Origin of the sequence: Coprococcus eutactus, from assembly GCF_025149915.1 — a bacterium.
Classification (GTDB): Bacteria; Bacillota; Clostridia; order Lachnospirales; family Lachnospiraceae; genus Coprococcus; species Coprococcus eutactus.
Genome location: NZ_CP102278.1, coordinates 49,440 through 74,812, shown reverse-complemented (window position 1 = coordinate 74,812; position 25,373 = coordinate 49,440). Strand labels below are relative to the sequence as shown.

Sequence of the window (25,373 nt, the reverse complement as noted above, 5' to 3'; positions counted from 1 at the left end):
TCTAATCATTTGAATCAGCTGTGATAACCTGATTTACCGGATTGTCACTATCTGTATAATCAAACTCCGTACCATCAGCAAATGTAACATTAAACTTTCTGCACTTATCAGATGTGAAATACCCTACGATTTTCACATATTCATTACTATCACATATATGAATAGTAAGATCATTCCAATCTGTTCTGTACACCTTTATATCAGATGCCACTATTGTCTCACCGAATTTTAATGTATTTACACCGTCATCATCCTTTATTGTGTAATTACCGAAGTCTCTCTGTATGATATACGTGTCATCTCCATCACCGCCTTCAAGGTGATCATCTCCACTTCCGCCATCCAGCACATCATTCCCAGCTGCTCCCAGCAGCCTGTCATCTCCGGTTCCACCATATAAACAGTCATTTCCACTGCTTCCATTTAATGTATCAGCTCCATCATATCCATATATGACAAAACCACTATCATCAAAACCACCAAGCTGATCATTATCAGGAGTACCATTTAATACTCTGGCCGGACTATTGTAAGAAGTGATGTCTATAATAGTATCTCCGAATATAAGACTGAATTCTCTATTTTTTTCAGAGCTGAAAAAGCCTTCAATAATCAGTTTGTCCGAATCCGAATTATTCAGCGACGTGTCATCACCATCTCCCATAACCATCGTAAGATTATTCCAATTTGTCCTGTACGAATGGATATCCTCGATATTATAGTCACTTATCTCAATGTAATTATGACCCGAATCATCATTTATTGTATCTATTCCATATCCTTTTTTATAAATATATGTATCAGAACCCGAACCACCTGACAGATAGTCGTTGCCCTTACCACCATCAATGCAGTCATCACCGGCATTGCCTGTGATCCTATTGTTGCCATCTCCACCGATCAAGGTATCTGAACAATCGCTTCCAACCAGCTGATCATCTCCTCCGCTCGATATTATTGTCACTCCATCATCATATATCGTCGGCATATATTCTGTCTTTGACGTATCATAAATGTTTCTCAAAACACTGTCCTTATCCGTTGCACAGCCTGTATAACCATCTGCAAATACCAGTCTATAACCCCTGGCATCCTTGTCCACACAATATTTTTTCAATACTAATGTATCATCTGTTCCGGCAAATGTAATAAGCAAGTCATTCCAATCACTCCTGTATGCTTTTATCTTATCTGATTCAATGCCATCACAAAAAATTATAGTATTTTCCCCGGCAGCATCTGTTATCGTATCGTTTCCATCTCCCATGTTAAAATAATATATGTCGTCTCCTTCTCCTCCGTCCATGAAATCGTTTCCACTGCCTGATATCAACAGATCATCTCCGGTTCCACCATTCATATAGTCGTTTCCAGTTCCACCAGATATAAAATCATTTCCGTCTTCTCCATACAGCTGGTCACTGCCTTCTCCGCCATATGTTATATCGTCCGAGCCACCTGACAGTATTCTATCTGTATCTGAATCTCCAAATATTATATCACTGTCTTCTGAGGCAACAATATAATCATATCCTGCCCCCGATGCTATTATTCCGCACGCCCTTTCAGTAAATACTGCATCTGAGGCATCGGTTGCTGTAGCAACCGTATATTGTTCATCTCCATCAATATCAGATAGCATATCTCTGATCTCATATGTATTATCTCCAGACTCCATCAAAACATTATCAATAATCGACTTGCCATCACTGATTATGAGCATATCATCTGTCTCAACAGATTTAATTACAACTTCCTCTCCAAGCTCGAACACTGTGATATCCTGTATATCCAGATCTGCTCCAAGCTGTATTGTCATCCTTCCATCCTGATCATCAATAATATCAATTCCGTATCCTTTGTTGAACACATAAGTATCGTCTCCAGCTCCGCCATACAATTTATCATTGCCTGCTCCGCCATCTAACTTATCTGATCCGGCATCTCCCCAGATAATATCGTCTCCAGCCTCACCATACAGTGTATCATCTCCTGCTCCTCCGTAAATTGTGTCAGAGCCATCCCCGGCTTTTACAATATCATTTCCTTCATTTGCATATATTATATCGGAAAGCTTGCTGGCTGTTATCTTATCATCACCTGCAAACGCATTTACCATAGAGCCATCAACTACCGTTCTCAGATCATCACTGTTTTCTGTGCCATATATATGCCTGAATGGGCTCTTTTCATCTGTACAATGCATAGATACATTCTTAAATTGCAGTGTATAATCTGAAAGATCTTCACTTTTACAAAAATCCTTAATGGTCAGACTATCAGAGTTATTTTTTATATATATGGTTGCATCATTCTCTCCTGTTCCATTTACCAATATATCTTTTGGCGTAAGATCTAAAAACTGTATTGTATTACTGCCACCGGCATCAATTATTGTGTCTTTGCCATAACCTCTTGTAAACACGTAAGTATCATTTCCATCTTCGTCCTCAAGGATGTCATCACCTGCACCTCCGTCAAGCAGATCATCGCCTGAGCCGCCATATAAATGATCTTTTCCTGAATTTCCATACAATTTGTCATTACCTTCGCCACCGTAAATAATATCATTTCCTATATCTCCGCAAAGTACATCATTCCCAGCCTCTCCAAATACCATATCATTTAACGAAGTTCCACTGTATTGATCATTTTCGTCTGTTCCTAAATATATATTTCCTGCATTTGCCATATCTATTATTTCTTCAAATCTATTATCTATTGCAGCAAAATGCTTCTCAAAATCACTCATACAATGTGTTTTATGTATAGTGTCATAAGCTTTAAAGTACAGGCAAAAGTCATATATTAAGGAATCTATATTTCCCCCTTTTTCAAAGTTCTCATCCAGAACATAATAAAGTTCAGCTATATTAACCTCATTACCTCCAGCGCTGTTTTTATATTCAACAATTCCGTATAAATATCCCCCCATCACCGAATCAAGATTTAATACATTATAGTATTGATTCTCAATATCTCCAATAATTCCACGTAAAATTGCAGCAGCATTACTGTTCGGATTATTGCCGTCAACACCTTCAAAGGGTCTTCCCATAAAACTTTCAATGACTTTAAGATCTCTGGCATCAATATTTCCACCCCGGCTATTAGGTTTTATGGATTTTGCATCTGTAATATAATATAAAATTTTTTTCACATAACGTCTTTTTTGAGCTATATCATTTGACATACAAAACTGAGTAAATAATTTTCCCAGCTCACCTGTTTCATCCTCTCTCATCGCTGCATATATATTTTGCACATTTCCAGATGTTACAACTCCACCATGAGTTGTATCTGAAGATTTGATCGGGAACCAAAACTCACTAATAACCGTATTTGTTTTTTCACTCCTATCATCCAATTTAACATCTGAAATTTCTGCTAATCTTGTTCCGGTTGCCTCATCAATAACACTTTCTTCTTTATGCGCTAAACTGATTGATATGATACCCAAATCTCCAAGACCTTTTAGTTCATTTTTTTCTGATATTCCATTATGATTCGCATCAACCCATATCTGCAGTTTCTTAAATACCGAATCATCCTCATCTATCAGATTGTCATCATTCTCATCAAACTCTTTTAGAGCATCGAATCCGGAACTCGATTTTTGTCCATTTTCAAGAGTCACCTGATCTCCAAACAATTCTCCTCCATTGTCTATTTTTCCATTTGCATTTCTATCTAATGCAAGGAAGCCATCCTCGGTTCCAATCCATGCTGTTTTTTCCGAAAAACCATTATTGTCAAGATCAAAATTCACTCCTTCATCCAGTGATTTAAGTTCTATCCCTTCATTTCCTAAATCAATCACAAGCGGATCTCGTGGAGGCTGCGCGTTTCCTGCACTATCATAATCATCACTGTATCCTTGTATTAGCTTCATCAGTTCATTGTATCTACTTTCATCTCCCTCATTTATCGCCTCTAATATGTAATCAATAAATCCCTCATCAATACAGACATCATAAGCTGTTCTTACATCCTCCATTGCATTGTTGAGCTCCGCTGCCTGAGCCTTCTGTGTATCAGACAAGACATATACCCCGGCTCCAAGCACACCTGCCGCAGCGACTTTTTGTCCAAGTCTCGGATCAGATGCTATAAAGTCCGCTGCAGCTTTTAAAAATCTGTCACAATATACTTTTAACTCCAATGTTACAGAATTGTTCAGATCTGGATTCGTATTTATCTTTGTATTCACAGCATTCAACAATGTTACGCCTGCCACTAGTTTCAGCAAAACATCCACATCTATATAACCACCACCACCTGGTTGAAGACTGCTGCCAATTCCACTGCCATCAGGCTGAGGATCTTCGCCATAATTTCCATTCTTATTTCCCGGAAATAAAATCACATCATTTGCTGCTCCAGCCTTGACCGGTGATGAAACCTTACTCGTCTCTGAGCTTGTGACAGGGACAGGGTTTTTTTGCCTTCTTTTCACATGTCTTTGAAACTTATACAATATCAATCCACTGTCCTGAACAAAATACTGTATTTTATATTCAATATCCTCTGTATAAACTTTAAATGTTCTGGTAATATCAAAAAAACATTCACCATCCTCTATTAGAGATCTAGTTCCTTTTTTATATTTTGGAGACGAATCTACATATGCCTTCAGCTGACTTTCTGCAAGTTTCTTCTTGGGCTGAACAGAGAAAGAGTACGGTTTTACTTCATATAGATAACCAATATCTTCTTTTTCAAAACTAACATCTGCATATCCTCGTTTATACTGTCGTTTTTTCCCCGTATATGCATTTTCCTTTATTATCGGTTTTGGATAAGTCACCTGCATTTCCAGCTTTATCTTATCAACTCCATATTTCTTTAATATATCTTTCTGAACTTCCTTATGAAATTTTGACCAAGGAAGCCCATCCACAAACACTGCTACATGCCAATTCCCTGCGGATGCTTTCTTACTCAACGAGTCACTTACGGCATCCATATTTTCGCCTATTTCCTCAGCTAATGCAGCTTCTATGCTAATTTCCGGTACTGGTCCATCACTTTGTGCAAATGCTGTAATTATTCCACTGGTCCATATATTCGCACACAGACATACACATAAAATCCAAGATATAATCCTATACAACTTCTTGTTTGAATTCATTTACATAATCCCCCAATACTATACTTTTTACTTACCCAAGTGTTTTTTCATCAATTCATACAGCCAATTAAATATCGTTAATTCACTCATTCTTATCACCTCCCTCCACACATTATTATCTAAGCAGAAAGCCGGTGCAATTGATCCTGCATTAACGACATTATTTCTTCATAAACGACATGTTTTTACTTTCAGCAATCTAATATCAGGTGGCACACATGCAAACAAAGGGCTGCCGGAATTTTCTCTTATCCCGGCAGCCCTTTGTTAAATCTTACCTTCAAATCACCTTCTGCTCTTTAAGCCTTTTTATATTCAGGTTCTTTCTGTATTCAATTTCCGCCAATACCTCCGGACTGTTCCTTTGCTCAGTAAACAACCTTATCTGTTCTTTCGCATACTCCAATCTTTCTGCCTTATCATTTTCATAATCTTCTTGTGTATAAGCAATGTAACCAAATTTCATTTCTTTTAGCGTTTCCATGTTTCTTCTTTCATATAGCATCATCTTATTTTTTTTATATTCCTCAACATTCTTATATACTATAAAATTTAATAATCCTTCCCTATTACATTTTACTTCTGAATACAATGACAACGCTAATTGTGAAAATTTCTGATAAAAAGAAACACAACTCTGTAAATCCGTAACTCTTTCAAACGTCGGCAATAACAGTTTTTGTACTATATTAATAGTCAATTCTATAGCCTGCTGAAAATCTTCTTCTGCTATATCTGGTTTGATCAACGGATATTCTATTTCTGGTATATCTGGCAACTCATCATTATCAAATTTTAATCGCTTATATATACCTACATCATAGAGATCTATCCAGTCTCCATTATCTCTTGGGGACATACTAAAATCTATCTCCCGACCATACACTGTGGCCAATCCTCCAATTGTAAGATATCCCATTCCTATAAGATTTCTGAATGTTATAACCTCTATAATCTCATCATTTATTACCTTAACAAAATATGGATATCTTCCCCTGACTTTCTTAAACCCATATGGCTCAAGAAATTCCTTTAATGCATTTTTTAATGGTACGTCTATCTTCTTCATCTTCTTCTCTCCTCCTACCCTACGCTACCGTTGCTACCCCACATTCCAGATGTGCTACCTTGTACCCATCTTTTGCTGACATGCCAGTATCAAGTGTTAAAATATGCAATATCTCATCATTTATAACCCTAACAAAATACGGCTGTCTTCCCTTCACTTTGATAAATCCAAGTGATGCCAGCCTTTCTTTATAATATTTTACAAACTCCCTCTGAATATTTCTTGCCATTCTTCTCTCCTATTATATCCTTTCATTTATTATCGGTTTTAAGTAACCCCATATATTTCAAGCTTTATTCTGCCACCTCCTTCTACATTATATCTGAGAAGAAACGCAAGTACAATCCAACATGCATTAACGACATTATTTCTTCATAAACGACATGTTTTTACTTTCGGCAATCTAATATCAGGTGGCACACATGCAAACAAAGGGCTGCCGGAATTTTCTCTTATCCCGGTAGCCCTTTGTTAAATCTTACCTTTAAATCACCTTCTGCTCTTTAAGCCTTTTTATATTCAGGTTCTTTCTGTATTCAATTTCCGCCAATACCTCCGGACTGTTCCTTTGCTCAGTAAACAACCTTATCTGTTCTTTCGCATACTCCAATCTTTCTGCCTTATCATTTTCATAATCTTCTTGTGTATATCTAACAAGTCCAAGTTTCATTCTTTCTAATATCTCTTTGTTTTCCTTTTCCCATGTTATCATTTCCTCTTCTTGATATTTCTCTACATCCTCATACACCAAAAAATTTAGTAATCCTTCTTCATTATCCTTTATTTCTGGACTCAACGTCAACTCAGATCCTGAAAATTGCCGGTAAAAAGAAACACAACTCGGCAGATCCGTGACTCTAGCAAACGCAGGCACCAATACATCTCTTACCGTGTTAACCGCAAGTTCTATAGCCTGTTGAAAATCTTCTTCTGCTATATCCAGCTCAATTAATGGATAGTGTGGTTCTGGTATATCCAGCTGTCCTCCATTTTCAGCTTTTAGGCATTCATATACTCCCCCATCATAGAGATCTATCCAATCTCCATTATACCTTGGAGACATACTAAAATCTATCTCCCGACCATACACTGTGGCCAATCCTCCAATTGTAAGATATCCCATTCCTATAAGATTTCTGAATGTTATAACCTCTATAATCTCATCATTTATTACCTTAACAAAATATGGATATCTTCCCCTGACTTTCTTAAACCCATATGGCTCAAGAAATTCCTTTAATGCATTTTTTAATGGTACGTCTATCTTCTTCATCTCTCCTCCTACCCTACGCTAGATGGGGTAATTCGCATATGCTTACAACCTTTATCCACTTTCTTATCTAAACAAAAAACAAATAGATACTACGACAACTAATCAAACAAATCTGTGATATCTCTTCTCTCCACGGCAATTCCAATACCATTGAGATATTCTATGTTTCTATCATAGTGTTCTCTCAATAATTGCATGCCCTGTTCATAGTTCTCTTTACAATCTTGAAATCTCTCTCTATCTGCATATAGTTCATGTTCCCATTCTATTTTACTAATCAGCTTTTTGTTTTTTTCATCACTATCCAACGGACTATTAATTATTTCATCCTTTTGCACATCAAAATTCTGTTTAAAACTATTTAAAGGAAACTTTTTTCTCAAAAAGTACAATGACTCTTCAGCATTATACTGATCATTCAAACTCAAGTCCGACTGATGGATATTTACACCATCATACTTCATCAACCAACTCAACACATTCTCCATATTTATTATCTTGTCGAATTCTGCTACTATATCCCTTATACCAGTCCTCATTTCCCCTATGATTTCATCCATTGTCTCTTCTTTGTAATAGTACATTTTTAGATCTCTTGGATATTCTATTACCTGATTTGGGAAATTCTTTTCTCTATAATATCTTGTATAATCCACCAACCAATCACTATTGTGTCTAGGTGTCACAGAAAGGTTAATCTCCTGTCTGTATACCGTTGCTACCCCACATTCCAGATGTGCTACCTTGTACCCATCTTTTGCTGACATGCCAGTATCAAGTGTTAAAATATGCAATATCTCATCATTTATAACCCTAACAAAATACGGCTGTCTTCCCTTCACTTTGATAAATCCAAGTGATGCCAGCCTTTCTTTATAATATTTTACAAACTCCCTCTGAATATTTCTTGCCATTCTTCTCTCCTATTATATTCTTTCATTTATTATCAGTTTTAGGTAACCCCATATATTTCAAGCTTTATTCTGCCACCTCCTTCTACATTATATCTGAGAAGAAACGCAAGTACAATCCAACATGCATTAACGACATTATTTCTTCATAAACTACATGTTTTTACTTTCGGCAATCTAATATAAGGTGGCACACATGCAAACAAAGAGCTGCCGGAATCTTACACAAATTCCGGCAGCCCCTGCTGCATTCTATATTGATAAATATAAATTACTTGTCAAGTGAAACCTTAACCTTCTTAAGCTTCCAGATCTCCTTTGCATACTCCTCGATAGTTCTGTCTGATGAGAACTTTCCAGCGCATGCTGTGTTGAGCATAGCCATCTTTGCCCAGCCCTTCTCATCCTGGTATGCTTCGTTAACCTTCTGCTGAGCCTCTGCATATGAATCGAAGTCCTTGAGGATGAAGTATACATCTTCCTTTGTGAGAGAATCATAGAGATCTCTGAATCTGTCCGGATCATCCTTTGCATAAGTGCCATCGATAAGCTGTGTGAGAACTCTTCTTACAGCCTGGTTGTTATTGTAGATATCCATTGGGTTGTAGCCGCCCTCGCGCTCATACTTCATAACCTCTTCTGCTGAAAGTCCGAAGATAAATGCGTTCTCGATGCCAACTTCCTCAACGATCTCTACATTTGCTCCATCCATGGTTCCAAGTGTAGGTGCACCGTTCAGCATGAACTTCATGTTACCTGTACCTGAAGCCTCTCTTGAAGCTGTTGAGATCTGCTCTGATACATCTGCTGCTGCGAAGATGATCTCGGCATTGGATACTCTGTAGTTCTCTATAAATACAACCTTGATCTTGCCTTCGATTGAAGCATCGTTGTTGACAACATCTGCAACTGAGTTGATGAGCTTGATGATAAGCTTAGCTCTCTTGTAGCCTGCTGATGCCTTTGCTCCAAAGATGAATGTTCTTGGGTACATATCGAATTCTGGCTCTGTCTTCAGTCTGTTATACAGATGCATAACATGAAGAATGTTCAGGAGCTGTCTCTTGTACTCATGAAGTCTCTTAACCTGTACATCGAAGATCGAACGAGGATCTACATCCACATTGTTATGCTCCTTGATGTACTTTGCAAGACGGATCTTGTTCTGGTACTTGATGTTCATGAACTCATGCTGGCACTTCTCATCGTTCACATATACCTTGAGCTTCTTAAGGTGTGAAAGATTTGTTATCCACTCATCACCGATCTTGTCTGTAATCCAGTTTGCAAGAAGTGGGTTAGCATGAAGCAGGAAACGTCTCTGAGTGATACCATTTGTCTTGTTGTTGAACTGCTCTGGTCTCATCTCGTAGAAGTCCTTAAGCTCTCTCTCCTCAAGGATCTTGGTATGAAGAGCTGCAACACCGTTTACTGAGTAAGAACCTGCAATTGCAAGATGAGCCATCTTAACCTGACCATCGTACAGAACTGCCATATTCTTAACCTTATCCTGGTTGCCCGGATACATCTCCTGGATCTTAAGAACGAATCTTCTGTTGATCTCCTCAACGATCTGGTAGATACGTGGAAGTAATCTTGAGAACAGCTCGATAGGCCACTTCTCAAGTGCCTCTGCCATGATCGTATGGTTGGTGTATGCACATGTTCTTGTTGTGATATCCCATGCGTCATCCCACTCAAGACCTTCCTCATCCATGAGGATTCTCATGAGCTCGGCAACTGCTACTGTTGGGTGTGTATCATTCATCTGGAATGTCACCTTCTCTGGCAGCTTGTGGATATCCTTGTTGAGCTCCTTGAACTTGAGGATTGCTCTCTGTACTGAAGCTGAGATGAAGAAATACTGCTGTCTCAGTCTCAGTTCCTTACCTGCGTAGTGATTGTCATTTGGATAGAGAACCTCGACAATAGTCTTTGCAAGGTTCTGCTGCTCTACTGCCTTCTCATACTCACCCTTGTCAAATGAGTCAAGGCAGAACTCCTGGATTGCCTCAGCATCCCAGATTCTAAGTGTATTTACAACGTTGTTGCCATATCCGATGACTGGAAGGTCATAAGGTACGGCACGAACTGACTGATATCCTTCCTGTATAAAGTAGTTTCTGCCATTCTTGTTCTCAACTCTGACATATCCACCGAACTTAACCTCAACAGCGTACTCTGAACGCTTTACCTCGAATGGGTTGCCGTCCTTGAGCCAGTCATCCGGCATCTCTACCTGATAACCGTCTTTGATGCCCTGCTTGAACATACCGTACTTGTATCTGATACCACATCCATATGCAGGATAGCCAAGTGTTGCCAATGAATCAAGGAAACAAGCTGCAAGACGTCCGAGACCGCCATTACCCAGAGCGGCATCAGGCTCCTGATCCTCTATAAAGTTCAGATCAAATCCTAATTCATCAAGTGCTTCCTTAACTGCATCGTAGTAGGTCAAGTTGATAAGATTGTTACCGAGTGCTCTACCCATAAGGAACTCCATAGACAGATAGTAAACTGTCTTGACGTTCTTCTTCTCATACTCCTTGTGTGTAGCAATCCATCTGTCAATGATGTCGTCCTTTACTGCGTAGCTGACTGCCTGGAATACCTGCTGTGGAGTAGCCTCCTCGATAGGCTTGCGGAAAAGGGTCTTTACGTTAGTAATGACTTCCTTCTTGAAGCCTTCCTTATCGAAATCTGCTAACATCTTCATCTGATTCATTCCCTCCTTGGATAAATAGATATATTTTATTTCCATTTTCACTGTTTCATTCTATCATCAACCCTTTTTTTTAACAATACATGAGGAAAAATTTATTAAATGACGACATAAAATTAGACTATAGTCAAATAGAATTTACAGTTTTTTTACATTAAACGGCGAGAAATGTCTGATAATATCAAAATTTATTGGGAGCTCATGCGTTTTCGATGATTACTAGAATATTGTAAACGTATCTCGTATATGCTATAATGTGACCAGACAGAAGATATTAAATCTATCATTATGCTATATAAGGCACGAACGAACCCCCTGGGAGAGGCGACTCCCAGGGGGTTTTTATCTAACTTCTACCGTATCCACCAGGCATGCAGCACACACAAGGCATACCGCTTACACAACATGACATGAGGGTACATATAGTACAAAGGTTGTTGCAGAACTTTCCGCCGGTCGGCATATCCATTCCATATCCGGCACCTCTGTCCATGTACCACTGGCGTCCGCTCTTGATGGCCTCATATGCCTGTCGGTACTCCTGATTGCCCGGGTCAAGCTCCATGGCGCGCTTTATCATCTCCATGGCCCTTATCTGATTGCCAAGTCCGGCGTTGCACACACCACTGTAATAATGCCATCTGGCATCGTGGTTATCTATCTGATTGAGGACGTTCTTCGCCTCCTCATAGCTTCCGCTGTTCATGTAGTTCTTCGCAGCCTGAAAATATCTGGAATCCTTATCATTTGGATCGTAGTCATTCTGTCTCTGATATCCTCCAAAGCCAAATGGGCCAAATCCTCCAAAACCGCCAAATGGATCATCATACTGTCCGTAGCCTCCTGACGAACCGCCATAAGAGCTCCCACCATAAGATCTACCAGATCCATAACCGCCGCCGTAGCCCTGCGAGCTTCCGGTTCCATATCCACCAGCACCACCGTAACTTGCACGGTCGGCCTCACCACTCACAATGGACTTGTACGCCTGCTGTATCTCCTTGAACTTTTCCTCAGCCTCATCCTTGTGGGGATTGTTGATATTTGCATCCGGATGATACTTGCGGCTCAGCCTTCTATATGCTTTTTTCACTTCTTCTTCGCTGGCACCTCTTTTGAGTTCCAGTACCTCGTAAGGATCCTTCATAATCTGTTCCCTATCCTTTTCACCAAACCATTTATAATCGTCTTTGACTAGGCCTAGTGCTATAATCAAATAATCTTCTATTTGATGACGTTTTTATTTATCTGCATTTTCACCATCTGTATTTTTATCTTCTGCGCATCCACATCTTCTGTTCGTAGTTGCATAATACGCTTCCCATATTCCTGAGTATATTATATTCCTGAGTATTCCTACATTCTCAATAATAGGGAGCATCTCATACTCCTTTGCAAGCGGAGCCACCATCATCATCAGAACGTCCTTCGTCCACTCTGCAAGCTCCTGCCATTTGCCCGGTTCTATGGGCGAATCCACACCCACTGATTGTACATCAACATCCAGCTCATGTGCAAGTCTGCATACAAACGGATTGTAATTTCCTGCTCCTATATCCTTTTCTATATCGTCATATGCATCCATTATGTAGACAAATTTGCCCAGATAATAGCCTATCGTCCTGAGATAAGATTCCCACTCGTCATGAGCCGGTGCACAGATCTCTGCCATGATATTGCCAAAATGCCCCGACAATGCATCCATATCGTCTGATCCCGCATCCTCCAGCTCGCTTATCGCCTTGAGGTTCTCCACTATGCTGCGAATCTTCTGTGGATAATCTTCCTTGAGTCTCCTGCCATTTTTCCCGGCGAGCAGCACATCTGCATAAAGCTTCCGGGTAAACATATGCTCATCGTCCCAGTCATCTATACATTTATAATAGGTAAGGATCACGTTCATGTCAGCAACATAGTCTGTGTACTCATTCTGTACATAAGTATGCTTTGATGCCGGGTGTGCGATGCACCTTCGGCTGCCCGAAAACTTCTCCGGTTCATATAGCCCTGTCAGAAGAAGTACCAGAAATGTCATGTCGTAGCTGAGGCTGATCTGTCCTCTGGCACCATATCTGTCCTTCAGCGATTTGCACAGGCCGCAATAATACTTACGGTATTCATCATATTCTTTCATCTTAAGCTCAGGCTGGTTCACCACTATATATCCAAACATCTCTCAATCTCCACACTATATTCCAACATAAGACTTTATCCGTCTGCGCTGTTACTATGACTTCTTCACAAATCTGTTGCCGCACTTAGGGCATCTGATTTCTATCTTGCCCTTTCCTCTTGGCACTCTGATCATCTGCTGGCATTTGTTGCAGACAAATATCTTGTATTCCTTGCCGGCTTCCTTCTGTTTCTTCGCGCGCTTGAATATATTTCTCACGCCTGCGGTATGCTCCATGAACCATCTGTTCTGCGCCGCGCGCTTGTCATAGTTCTTGGACATGATCCTGACATATCCATATATGAACATGAGAAGTCCAAGGAAATAAAATATCCCTGTCTTGATAAATGCATCCAGCACCATAAATATCAATCCGCCCCAGGTAAGAAATGATGACAACTGATCGTTGCCGTACCTGGATCTCATAAATCTTATAAATTTGTCTTTCATAATCACCATTCTCCTCGTAATTTTCTAAATATTATATATAAAGATACCCGATATTCCAAGTCTCCCATTTCGTATCGGGGGTCAGGTACCTCCGTCCCCAGGGGGGGCAGGCACCTCCGTCCCCAGGCTACATTGTCTCCAGTTTCTCTGCGGATTCCTGGAGCTGTCTGTAGGCTTCCTTCATCCTGCCCATCTCCACGTCATCTACATGATTCATGTCTGTTCGTGTCACAAGCTTCCTCAGATACTCGCAGTCGCTCTTGATCCGCTTCATCTCCTTCTTGTCGAGCTGTACGCCCTTGGTCTCAAGAAGATTCTCTACCTTATATACATACGCCTCGGCCTCGTTCATAATGTCTTTGAACTCTCTGGCTCCAGCCACATCATCCTCGTACTTCTTCGCATCCTCCCTGGCTCTGCGGATCTCCTCCTCCGAAAGGTTGGTGCTGGATGTGATCACTATCTGCTGTTCCACGCCCCTGCCCAGATCCTTAGCTGAGACCTTGAGAATACCATTTGCATCCATGTCAAATGTGACCTCGATCTGAGGAACGCCCGCCATGGCTCTCTTGATACCGCTGAGTCTGAAGTTGCCTAGCAGCTTGTTGTCCCTTGTGAAATGCCTCTCGCCCTGGTATACCTTGATCTCGACATCCCTTTGGAAATTGCCCGCCGTGGTAAATATCTTTGATGCCCTGGTCGGAATGGCTGAATTTCTCGAAATGATGACATTTGCCACGCCTCCAAGGGTCTCGATGGACAGCGAGAGAGGCGTCACGTCCATGAGGAGAATATCGTTCACCTTGTTCGACACGGTGAGCTCGCCGCTGAGCTTGCTTCCCTGAACCGCCGCACCCATGGCAACGCACTCGTCCGGGTTCATATTCTTGGATGGCTCCCTGCCGGTTATGGCACGAACCTTATCCACAACCGCCGGTATACGGGTGGAGCCACCCACCAGCAGCACTTTATCTATCTGATTTCTCGTTATGCCCGCATCGGACAGCGCCTGATTCACGGGTCCCGCCGTTCTCTCCACCAGATCATAGGTGAGCTCGTTGAACTGCTCCCTGGTTATCGTCATGTCTAGATGCACCGGCTGATTCTTCACCGTCGATATAAATGGCAGATTGATGTGTGCAGTCTGCGCGAATGAGAGCTCCTTCTTGGCATTCTCACAAGCCTCCCTCACTCTCTGGGATGCCGTGATATCCTTCGCCAGATTGACCTTTGTCTCCTTTTTAAAGGTCTTGATGACGTAGTCCTGCAGCCTCTCATCAAAATCATCTCCGCCCAGATGATTGTCTCCCGCGGTGGCAAGAACCTCTATGACGCTGTCCCCTATCTCTATAACAGACACGTCAAACGTTCCTCCACCAAGATCGTACACAAGTATCTTCTGCGCCTGACCATTGTCCAGGCCATAGGCAAGAGCCGCCGATGTAGGCTCATTTATGATTCGGAGCACATTCAGCCCCGCTATTCTTCCGGCATCCTTGGTCGCCTGCCTCTGGCTGTCGTCAAAATAAGCCGGGACTGTTATGACTGCATCAGATACCGGTCCGCCCAGATAGCTCTCAGCATCGCTCTTCAGCTTTGCAAGTATGATGGCCGATATCTCCTGCGTTGAATAATCCTTGCCGTCTATCCTCTTTCTGTATGTTGTTCCCATCGCTCTCTTGATGGATGTGATAGTTCTGTCCACATTCACAGTCATCTGTCTCCTGGCAGCCTCACCCACCAGTCTCTCGCCATTCTTCGTGATGGCTACTATGGAAGGTGTGGTCCTGCCACCCTCCGAATTCGGTATGACGGTTGGCTGATCGCCCTCAAGCACTGCCACACAGCTGTTTGTTGTTCCCAGATCTATTCCTATTACTCTGCTCATATATGTCAACCTCTCTGTTATGGTATTCTGATCCACTCATGGGGACGGAGGGGTCAGGCACCTCCGTCCCCATATATTGTATATAATAACCATCACTTATGAACATAATTTGGACAAAAAATAAAGTAAGTATAAAGTTAGGTTAAGAGAGTATAAAAAAAGGGGACGGAGGTTTCTGACCCCTCCGTCCCCGGACTTAATATTCTACTTTGATGCTTTCTCTGCCTTGATAACCACCTGGAATTCCTTCATATCCTTTGCGATCTCTCCGCTTAATGCCAGCAGACAGATAAGGTTCGGAATCGCCATGAGCGCATTCGCTATATCTGAGAAGTTCCATACAAGATCCAGTGATATCGTCGCGCCTACGTATACAACGAGCGAGAACACTATCCTGTATATCATATTGTACTTGTGCGACTTGAACAGGTACTCGAACGCCTTCTCTCCGTGATACTCCCATCCAAGGATCGTGGAGAATGCGAAGAGCACAATTCCTATAGTTACGAGCCAGCCTCCCACCTTGCCAAGTGCAGAGCCAAATGACAGGATCGTGAGAGCCGCACCTTTTATAACAGTTGAGCAGGCAAATGTTCCATCCTCAGCAAATGTATAATGGTTTCCGGCTACATCAGTCCATGTACCGGTAAGACTTCCTATGACCGCCTGACTCTCCTCCACCACAAGCTCACTTGCAAGCTTTGTATTCTCATCCTTGTTGAGTTCGTCGGATGGAAGAACTGAAAGCGTCAGGGTATTTGACGAATTGGATGTATCTGTCAGAATGAGCTGGTCATCTGTGAATTCATATGTATAATCCGTCGTGGTAGTCTTGTTATCAGAATCAACAGCCTCCACAGTAACCGCCGTTCCGCTCACCTGATAGCTGCCCTTTGTACTGTTCTCCGTGATTCCAAGCACACCCGATGATGCAATACAGAGACCTGTGATGGTGCAGACTACTATAGTATCCCAGAATGTACCTGTCATATTGATGTAACCCTGACGGACAGGATTGTCTGTTGTGGCAGCTGCCGCTGTGATGGCCGCCGAGCCCATTCCGGCTTCATTTGAGAATACTCCTCTGGCAACACCGAATCTCATGGCGTTCATCATAGCTGCTGTGATCGTACCACACAGACCACCACCGACTGCCTTGACTGAGAATGCCATCTTGAATATCATGGCAACTCCTGCAGGAAGATTCTGGATATTGACGATTATTACAATAAGTCCGGCTACAACATAGAATATCGCCATCAAAGGAACAACAACTGATGACACCTTAGATATGGTCTTGATTCCTCCAACTATTATAAGAAGGGCAAAAACCGTAAGTATGATTCCTGTCACATATGTAGGCACGCTGAATGTGCTGCTAAGAGATTCGGATATGGAATTGGCCTGTGTCATATTTCCTATTCCAAATGAAGCGATGACTGCAAAGAGTGCGAACAGCCAGCCCAGCACTGCGCCGAACTTCTTATGCTTAAATGCTTTCTTCATAGTGTACATAGGACCGCCGCTCATCTCGCCCTTGGCATTCACCTCACGGTACTTGATAGCAAGCATACACTCTGAGAACTTGGATGTCAGTCCAAATGCCGCGGATATCCACATCCACACCAGTGCTCCCGGACCTCCCGATACCATGGCCGTTGCAACACCAACGATATTTCCCGTTCCTATGGTTGCAGCAAGCGCAGTGGTCAGTGCCGAAAATGGTGACACGTCTCCGGTTCCTCTGCTCTTTGTCCTTGCCTCCTTGCTAAGTGTACTCTTCAACGCATAGCCGAGGTTCCTCCAAGGAAGAAATCCTGTTCTGATCGTCAGAAATATTCCAGTTCCAACCAGAAGCACCAGCATGACCGGTCCCCAGACAAATCCATCCACCGCCGACACGATCTCATTTAACTTTTCCATACAACCGCCTCCTCTTTCCAGGTTATCCATATTATCCGACCCGGCACTCCCCTCATTTTTTGGCCCGAATCAGTTTATATACCCGTAAATTTACTTTATTTTTGCCGTAAAGTCCAGAGTATTGTGGTATTATGGTTATTTTCCTTTATTAATTAAGTTATGTGGGCGGTTGGCAAAATATTATGCGGTATGGTGGTCATTTAAAATTCACCGTTATCGGGCATATCTCCGCCTTGGTTCCTACCCGCATATCGGGGCCAAACACGCCGACTCCGGATGTCACTATGTTATGCATACCGTCAACATTCAGGTAACCGCAGGAATTTTCCCACATCATCGCCACAAGTATGTTGCCTGGGAACATTTGTCCGTCATGGGTGTGTCCACACAGATCCATATCCACACCTGCCGACGACAGCGCCTCCAGCTCCTTTGGTTCGTGATCGAGAACTATGATAGGTTTTGATTTGTCCACATTTTTCGTGATCTCGTCTGCGGATTCTCTGTCTGTGACTCCATTTCCCGGTCTGTGGGCATCGCGGCGGCCATAGATGTATATGGAATCGTTTATCAGCACTCCCTCGTCGCGAAGAAGTGTGATTCCCGCCTTCTCCATAAACTCGTCCATCTCAGAGCTACTGGTCTTCTCCTTCTGTCCGCCAAATGTAAATCCGGCAAGCACCTGCTCCTGTATGTCGTGGTTACCATAGCATGCATACACTCCATACTTTGATTTGATCCCCCGGAGTATTTTCTCAAGCTCCTCCGGCTGGTCAACGGCTTCCCATTCGTTGTCAAATATATCACCCGCTATCAGCACCAGATCTGCGTCCTGCTTATTTATGGAATTCACTATTCTTTGAACCTGCCTGACGCCTAAGTTGTATCCAAGATGAAGATCTGCAACCAGCACTATCTTCATGGAATCCATCTTCTGACCATTCTCATCCCGTGCTTCCTTATTGATGGTCACATCATAAGGCGTCACCCGCACAAGTCTCGCATTTACCACTCCCCAGAATGATATACACATGATAAGTGTTGCGCACACACAGCCTACTATCCTGCGAACCCGCGGCACACATATCTTATCTTTGCTCACTCTGAATACATGAAGCAGTAGGAATCTTCCAAGCTCGGCTATCACTATGAAGAATATCATATAAAGCAGAACACCCAGCCAGTAATTTCCCACCAGCTTCATGCCACGTTTGAACCTTCCCTGTGGCAGGAAGAATGCGATCACCAGCGCCGACGCCAGAAATGCATATAGCACTATCGGGACTATCCAGCCCTTCTTGCCTTTGAGTTTCGGGAAATATGCCTGTACCCAGCCCTTTATTCTCCAGAACAAATATATATTTAACGCTATGTAAAAAGGTGCAATGAAAATTGCTATCATCTTTTTTCTCCTTTGTTTTTCTGACTGGCCAATATACATATTGACGGCAGTCCTTTGTACGATTTATTCATACAATAATATACTCCCAACACCACACATACACAAACTTAATAAATCGTAATTCCACCGTCATCCCCTAATATCCAAATATATTTAAAGAAAGTACAAAATTTTCCTAAATCACATAAAAATAGCCCGAAAGATACAAAATCTTTAAGATTTGTACCTTTCGGGCCGTATTCTCTTGATCAGGGATATTTTTTCCAAAATGCCTGTTTTAAACCCTAATATTATATCCCTTAGTCGTTCTTCTTCACTCCAAGAGTTACCTTCTCACCGTTGATGTTCCACTCTTTGGTGTATCCGTCAACCGAGCCGGTTATGATCTCTGTTGCCATAACGTCGCCGATGATGGCATCCGCATTTGCTGCGATGATGTCATTTGCCTTCTGGCTTCCGTCAGCGTATACAGTGATCTTGTCCATAACCTCGAATCCAGCCTCTTTTCTCATAGTCTGAACCTTGGATACTATCTCACGGACAAATCCTTCCTCAAGAAGCTCCTCTGACAGATTTGTGTCGATAACTACTGTCACACCGCCGTCTGCCTCAGATACGAAACCGTCCATCTGAGCCATGTCGATCAGAAGATCAGCCTCAGTGAGTACGATCTCCTCTCCGTCTGCCTCAAACTTCAGAGCGCCCTCTGCCTTGAGCTCTGCCATGGCTGCGTTGCCATCCAGTGCTGACAGATGCTCCTTGATCTTACCAAGGTGCTTACCGTACTTAGGTCCGACTGTACGAAGCTGTGGCTTGAAGCTGTATGTTGTGTAAGCGCTTACATCATCATCGAACTCAACATTCTTCACGTTCAGCTCATCCTCGATGATTGCCTTCTCCTCACCGAAAAGCTTCTTGTCAGCCTTGACATACATCTTGCCGATTGGCTGTCTGTTCTTGATATTTGCTGTATTTCTTGCTGCACGTCCCAGAACTACGATCTTCAGGATCTCGTCCATAGCTACCTCGAGCTCTGGATCGATCATCTTCTCATCCACCTCAGGGAATGAGCACAGATGAACTGAGAGAGGTGCATCCTTGTCTATATTTCTAACCAGATTCTGGTAAATATCCTCTGCCATGAATGGGAGCATAGGAGCTACTGTCTGTGCTATAGTAACGAGCGCTGTGTAAAGTGTCATGTAAGCATTTACCTTGTCCTGCTCCATGCCCTTTGCCCAGTATCTCTCACGGCCACGACGGACATACCAGTTACTCATGTCATCCACAAACTCCTCGAGAACTCTTGTTGTCTCAGGGATCTTGTATGCGCCAAGGTTTGCGTCAACTGCCTTGACTGTTGAGTTCAGCTTGGACAGAAGCCACTTATCCATAAGTGACAGCTTGTCGTACTCTAGCTCATGCTCAAGTGGATTGAAGTTGTCTATATTTGCATAGAGTACATAGAACGCATATGTGTTCCACAGTGTACCCATGAACTTTCTCTGACACTCAACAACCGCATCCTCATGGAATCTGTTAGGAAGCCATGGTGCTGAATTGCTGTAGAAGTACCATCTGATGGCATCTGCACCATATTTGTTCAGAGCATCCATAGGATCTACCGCATTTCCCTTGGACTTACTCATCTTCTGTCCGTCCTTATCCTGGACATGTCCGAGAACGATTACGTTCTTAAACGGCGCCTTGTCGAACAGCAGTGTTGAGATCGCCATAAGTGAGTAGAACCATCCTCTTGTCTGGTCAACAGCCTCACTGATGAAGTCAGCAGGGAAGTGCTTCTCAAATATATCCTGATTCTCAAATGGATAGTGCCACTGTGCAAATGGCATTGATCCTGAATCGAACCAGCAGTCGATAACCTCTGTAACTCTGTGCATCTGCTTGCCGCACTCAGGACACTTGATGGTTACAGCGTCGATAAACGGACGGTGAAGCTCGATGTCCTCAGGGCAGTTGTCGCTCATTGAGCGGAGCTCTTCCTTTGATCCGATGGCATGTCTGCAGCCGCACTCACACTCCCAGATGTTCAGCGGAGTACCCCAGTAACGATTTCTTGAAAGTCCCCAGTCCTGAACGTTCTTCAGCCAGTCGCCGAAACGTCCCTTACCGATGCTCTCCGGGATCCAGTTTACAGTGTCATTATTCTTAACCAGCTTGTCTCTTACCGCTGTCATCTTGATGAACCATGTATCTCTTGCGTAGTAGATAAGTGGTGTGTCACATCTCCAGCAGTGTGGATACTCATGCTCGAACTTAGGCGCATCGAAAAGAAGTCCCCTTGCGTCCAGATCCTTGAGTACCTCAGGGTCTGCATCCTTTACGAACATTCCGGCAAATGGAGTCTCCTCAGTGAGGTCACCCTTGCCATCTACAAACTGTACAAATGGAAGATCGTAGTTTCTTCCGACATTTGCATCGTCCTCACCAAATGCAGGTGCGATATGAACGATACCGGTACCATCTGTCATAGTTACATAAGTGTCACATGTGATGAAGTGACCCTTCTTGTGCTGCTTTTCACATACAGGCTTTACGCACTCATAGAGTGGCTCATACTCCTTGTACTCAAGATCCTTACCAACGTATGTCTCAAGAACCTCGTATGCAGGAACTGCTGCCTGATCGTCTGCTGCTTCCTTTGCAAGACCGCCGAGAACCTTGTCTGCAAGCGCCTGTGCAAGATAATATGTGTAGCCGTCTGCTGCCTTAACCTTCACGTATGTCTCATCTGGATTTACACAGAGTGCTACGTTTGAAGGAAGTGTCCAAGGTGTTGTTGTCCATGCGAGGAAATATGCGTCCTCTCCAATAACCTTGAATCTTACTACTGCTGAACGCTCCTTGACTGTCTTATATCCCTGTGCAACCTCATGGCTTGAAAGAGGTGTACCACATCTTGGGCAGTAAGGCACGATCTTGAAGCCCTTGTACAGAAGTCCCTGATCCCAGATCTTCTTCAGCGCCCACCACTCTGACTCGATGAAGTCATCATGGTATGTTACATATGGGTTGTCCATATCAGCCCAGAAACCTACCTTGCCTGAGAACTCTTCCCACATGCCTTTATATTTCCATACGGACTCCTTACATTTCTGGATAAATGGCTCCAGTCCGTACTCCTCTATCTGCTCCTTACCGTCGATTCCCAAGAGCTTTTCAACCTCGAGCTCAACAGGCAGACCGTGTGTATCCCATCCGGCCTTTCTGACTACGTTATGTCCCTTCATTGTCTGATATCTAGGGATCATATCCTTGATTACACGTGTAAGAACGTGTCCGATATGTGGCTTACCATTTGCTGTTGGAGGGCCATCGTAGAATGTGTATGTTGGCAGATCCTTTGTCTCTTCAACACTCTTCTCAAATACCTGATTTTCTTTCCAGAAGTCCAATACCTTCTGCTCTCTGTTCACGAATTCCAGTTTAGTCGAAACCTTGTCGTACATGTCGTCTTTCCTTTCTGTGATAAATATAAAAAAGCCCTTCGTCGTAATCAGGACGAAGGGCTTTGAGTTCGTTATACCACCTATTACTTACATACTAACATATGCGCTCCCCTTAACGCAGGAAATACGTCAGAGCCTACTTGATATGCCACAAATGCCTCACCGATTATCACCGCTTTGACACCGCAGCTCTTTTGGTCTGCAACTCCAGAGTGATATTCCGAAAGTCTCTACTGTCACCGGGCTCGCACCGCCCCCGGCTCGCTGCTGATCTCGCAGACTCCGTACTGTCTCTGTCATCGTTTTTATCATCTATCCATTCCTTAGTATAGCAAGTATTTGTGGTTTGTCAATCGCTATATTTGCTGTAGACTCAACTTTATGTTGACCTGTTTTTAACCACTATTTCTTTACGACCGCACTTTTGGCTGTGCTCCATGCTCATTGGCTTTGGCTTTTTCTCAACACATACATCAAATGAACCTGTTGCATCCGAAGAATAAAAATATGTACTTATTATAAGCCATCACAGTGCTTTCTTAACTTTAAAATCACTGCAACGGCCTTTCTTATCTTAATATACATAAAGATCGTAGTCCACGAGATACCACTTGCTGCCTGACTTCACTACAGTGTATGTTATCTTGCCATCTGCGTCATCTTCTGAACCTTTTATCTCGACATCCATATCGATTTCAAGACAATCATCCACTTTCATATCAACATTAAGCCTATCAAGTGTCTTATTTACATCTTCTATCTCGTCTTTTTCATACTTCTCCTCTGATCTATCCTCTATCTTGATGCTCTTTACTGTTCCAACTTCTTCCTTCATATCCTGAACGTCCTCGTTGAACTGATCCTCGACAAAGTTATCGCCCCATGTCTCGTTATAAAGCTCATAGTAGTCATCTTTCATCAGCTCAATCATGGCATCTGCATCGCCATTTTCGTATGCTTTCGCAAGCTCATCACCGATCTTTGTCGCACTTCTCTGTCCCTTACCACCAGAAAGTGCTAACACCAGCACAATAATCACGATGATTACTACTGCGACTATTCCACCAATTATCGCAACAAGCTTTTTGTTGAGTTTCATGCCCGGCTTCATGTCTGCGCCCTGAGGGACACCAGCCTGTGGTCCTGGCTGTCCATACTGGTTCTGCTGACCTGGCTGCTGAAACTGATTAAAGCCTCCGTACTGGTTGTTCTGCTGACCTGGCTGCTGGAACTGGTTAAATCCTCCGTACTGGTTGTTCTGCTGTTCTGGCTGGCCTGGCTGACCTGGCTGCTGGAACTGGTTAAATCCTCCGTACTGGTTGTTCTGCTGTCCTGGCTGGCCTGGCTGCTGGAACTGGTTAAATCCTCCGTACTGGTTGTTCTGCTGGTCTGGCTGGCCTGGCTGCTGGAACTGATTAAAGCCTCCGTACTGGTTGTTCTGCTGGTCTGGCTGGCCTGGCTGCTGGAACTGGCTGAAACCGCCGTACTGGTTGTTCTGCTGCTCTGGCTGACCCGGTTGCTGGAACTGGTTAAATCCACCATACTGATTCTGCTGCTCTGGCTGCTGGAACTGTCCAAATCCGCTATACATATTCTGCTGCTCTGGCTGACCCGGCTGCTGAAACTGTCCAAATCCCCCATACATATTCTGCTGTTCAGGCTGTCCTGACGGATGAGGCTGTCCGTCACTTGCATCTCCACTCTGTCCAGCCCCTTGCGCATTTGCAAATGCACTTACGCCGGGAGTTGTGAGAACTGTAGTTCCCTCGTCTTCGTATTCATCGTCCGTATTCCCAAATCCATTCGTGTTATTCTCGTCCATGCTGCTCTCCTCCTGTGTTAAATCTGATCAAAATTTATCTGTCTCACGGCAAATTTACCTTGTTGTTCATATACATAGTATAATGGTAGCATTTTATACGTTATATGTCCAACTAAAATGTTTATTCCATTGAAGGAATTTTGCCAAAATACTGTATATCATTTCTCACTGTCTCCACCCTTCTTTCTATAGCCCGTAGGGGTACATCCCACAATATTTTTGAATTGTTTTATGAAGTAACTCACACTGCTGAAGCCACACTCAAGTGCAATATCCGTTACCTGTCTATGGGTGGTCCGGAGCAATTCGGCCGCCAGTGTTATGCGGCGCCGTTGGACATATTCCATCGGTCTGTAATGCACATACTGGCTGAATATCCTCTGGCACTCCCTGACGCAGATATTTGCACTTCCTGCTATACCGCTGACGGTTATCTCATCTTTTAAATTTCTGTCTATCCAGCCAAGCATATCCTTTATCCTGACCTCCGCAAGATGCGGCATGTCTGAGTCTCCAGGTGCATTCATATTCTGTGCTATACATAATATCATTCTTGTTAGGCTATCCCTGATGTCAAATTCATATGCATAACCCTCGCCCGCGCAGGCATCAAAACATCTGTCAAATTCCTCAAAGAATGGCTCCATGCCCTCATCTCTCTTCATATGCACAAACGAATGCCCTTTCTCCACAAACGGCTTCATATATTTGGTGTCAAATATACTTCCTGGCGCCCCGGCAACTATGGAACTTTCGAATACAAACGAATGATAACGGCACTCTCCCAGCGACAGCGCCCGGAAAGTGTGAAGTACACCACCGTTTATAAAACATCCCTCACCTGCATTCACAATGCATGAAATATCTCCAGTGACAACCTCCACCTGTCCGCTGAGCAAAACAAACACCTCCAGCTCGTCATGCCAGTGTGGCGGTATGCATCCAGATATAAACTGATGCATATCTGCGTCATACGCAGCAAAGTCAAATTGATGTATATCGTCCGCCCTGCTCTCCCTTCCATGTGTGTCGACCATGACCGTGGTCCTGTGTAGTATCATGCCTGGCTCCTCTCTATGTTTTCTCTATGTTTTCTCTATGTTCACCCGCAGACGAGCCAAACCGCCTGCTTATAA

General features: G+C 43.1%; 15 protein-coding genes. All 15 read right to left on the bottom strand.

The window, feature by feature from the left end:
- Position 1: 1 nt before the first annotated feature.
- Positions 2–5,131: a calcium-binding protein gene (locus NQ536_RS00280; RefSeq protein ID WP_004852383.1), complete on the bottom strand. Its 5,130-nt coding sequence runs from the start codon at positions 5,129–5,131 to the stop codon at positions 2–4.
- A 280-nt stretch (positions 5,132–5,411) separates the two neighbouring features.
- The gene (locus tag NQ536_RS00275) at positions 5,412–6,200 is read right to left on the bottom strand and encodes a hypothetical protein (protein WP_004852385.1); all 789 of its coding nucleotides are present in this window, start codon (positions 6,198–6,200) and stop codon (positions 5,412–5,414) included.
- Between the two features lie 19 nt (positions 6,201–6,219).
- Positions 6,220–6,429: a hypothetical protein gene (locus NQ536_RS00270; RefSeq protein ID WP_215672688.1), complete on the bottom strand. Its 210-nt coding sequence runs from the start codon at positions 6,427–6,429 to the stop codon at positions 6,220–6,222.
- A 255-nt stretch (positions 6,430–6,684) separates the two neighbouring features.
- Positions 6,685–7,473, bottom strand: a complete 789-nt coding sequence (locus NQ536_RS00265) for a hypothetical protein (RefSeq protein ID WP_227909676.1) — start codon at positions 7,471–7,473, stop codon at positions 6,685–6,687.
- Between the two features lie 98 nt (positions 7,474–7,571).
- On the bottom strand, positions 7,572–8,387 hold the full coding sequence (locus tag NQ536_RS00260; protein ID WP_004852618.1) for a hypothetical protein: 816 nt from the start codon (positions 8,385–8,387) through the stop codon (positions 7,572–7,574).
- A 268-nt stretch (positions 8,388–8,655) separates the two neighbouring features.
- The gene (locus tag NQ536_RS00255) at positions 8,656–11,097 is read right to left on the bottom strand and encodes a glycogen/starch/alpha-glucan phosphorylase (protein WP_044998283.1); all 2,442 of its coding nucleotides are present in this window, start codon (positions 11,095–11,097) and stop codon (positions 8,656–8,658) included.
- 358 nt (positions 11,098–11,455) lie between these two features.
- Positions 11,456–12,325: a J domain-containing protein gene (locus tag NQ536_RS00250; RefSeq protein WP_004852621.1), complete on the bottom strand. Its 870-nt coding sequence runs from the start codon at positions 12,323–12,325 to the stop codon at positions 11,456–11,458.
- Between the two features lie 24 nt (positions 12,326–12,349).
- Positions 12,350–13,282: a DUF5685 family protein gene (locus NQ536_RS00245; RefSeq protein ID WP_004852623.1), complete on the bottom strand. Its 933-nt coding sequence runs from the start codon at positions 13,280–13,282 to the stop codon at positions 12,350–12,352.
- 54 nt (positions 13,283–13,336) lie between these two features.
- Complete coding sequence (locus NQ536_RS00240; protein WP_044998254.1) at positions 13,337–13,732, bottom strand: hypothetical protein; 396 nt, start codon at positions 13,730–13,732, stop codon at positions 13,337–13,339.
- 127 nt (positions 13,733–13,859) lie between these two features.
- Positions 13,860–15,620 (bottom strand): molecular chaperone DnaK, encoded by a 1,761-nt coding sequence (dnaK, locus tag NQ536_RS00235; protein WP_004852626.1) that lies wholly within the window; start codon positions 15,618–15,620, stop codon positions 13,860–13,862.
- A gap of 204 nt (positions 15,621–15,824) precedes the next feature.
- Positions 15,825–17,543, bottom strand: a complete 1,719-nt coding sequence (locus NQ536_RS00230) for an alanine/glycine:cation symporter family protein (protein ID WP_044998255.1) — start codon at positions 17,541–17,543, stop codon at positions 15,825–15,827.
- A 196-nt stretch (positions 17,544–17,739) separates the two neighbouring features.
- Complete coding sequence (locus tag NQ536_RS00225) at positions 17,740–18,945, bottom strand: metallophosphoesterase (RefSeq protein WP_044998256.1); 1,206 nt, start codon at positions 18,943–18,945, stop codon at positions 17,740–17,742.
- A 299-nt stretch (positions 18,946–19,244) separates the two neighbouring features.
- The gene (gene ileS, locus NQ536_RS00220) at positions 19,245–22,415 is read right to left on the bottom strand and encodes an isoleucine--tRNA ligase (protein WP_004852635.1); all 3,171 of its coding nucleotides are present in this window, start codon (positions 22,413–22,415) and stop codon (positions 19,245–19,247) included.
- A 574-nt stretch (positions 22,416–22,989) separates the two neighbouring features.
- On the bottom strand, positions 22,990–24,237 hold the full coding sequence (locus NQ536_RS00215) for a hypothetical protein (RefSeq protein ID WP_004852636.1): 1,248 nt from the start codon (positions 24,235–24,237) through the stop codon (positions 22,990–22,992).
- Between the two features lie 158 nt (positions 24,238–24,395).
- A complete protein-coding gene (locus tag NQ536_RS00210; protein WP_004852639.1) occupies positions 24,396–25,298 on the bottom strand; it encodes an AraC family transcriptional regulator in 903 nt (300 codons plus the stop codon).
- Positions 25,299–25,373 lie beyond the last annotated feature (75 nt).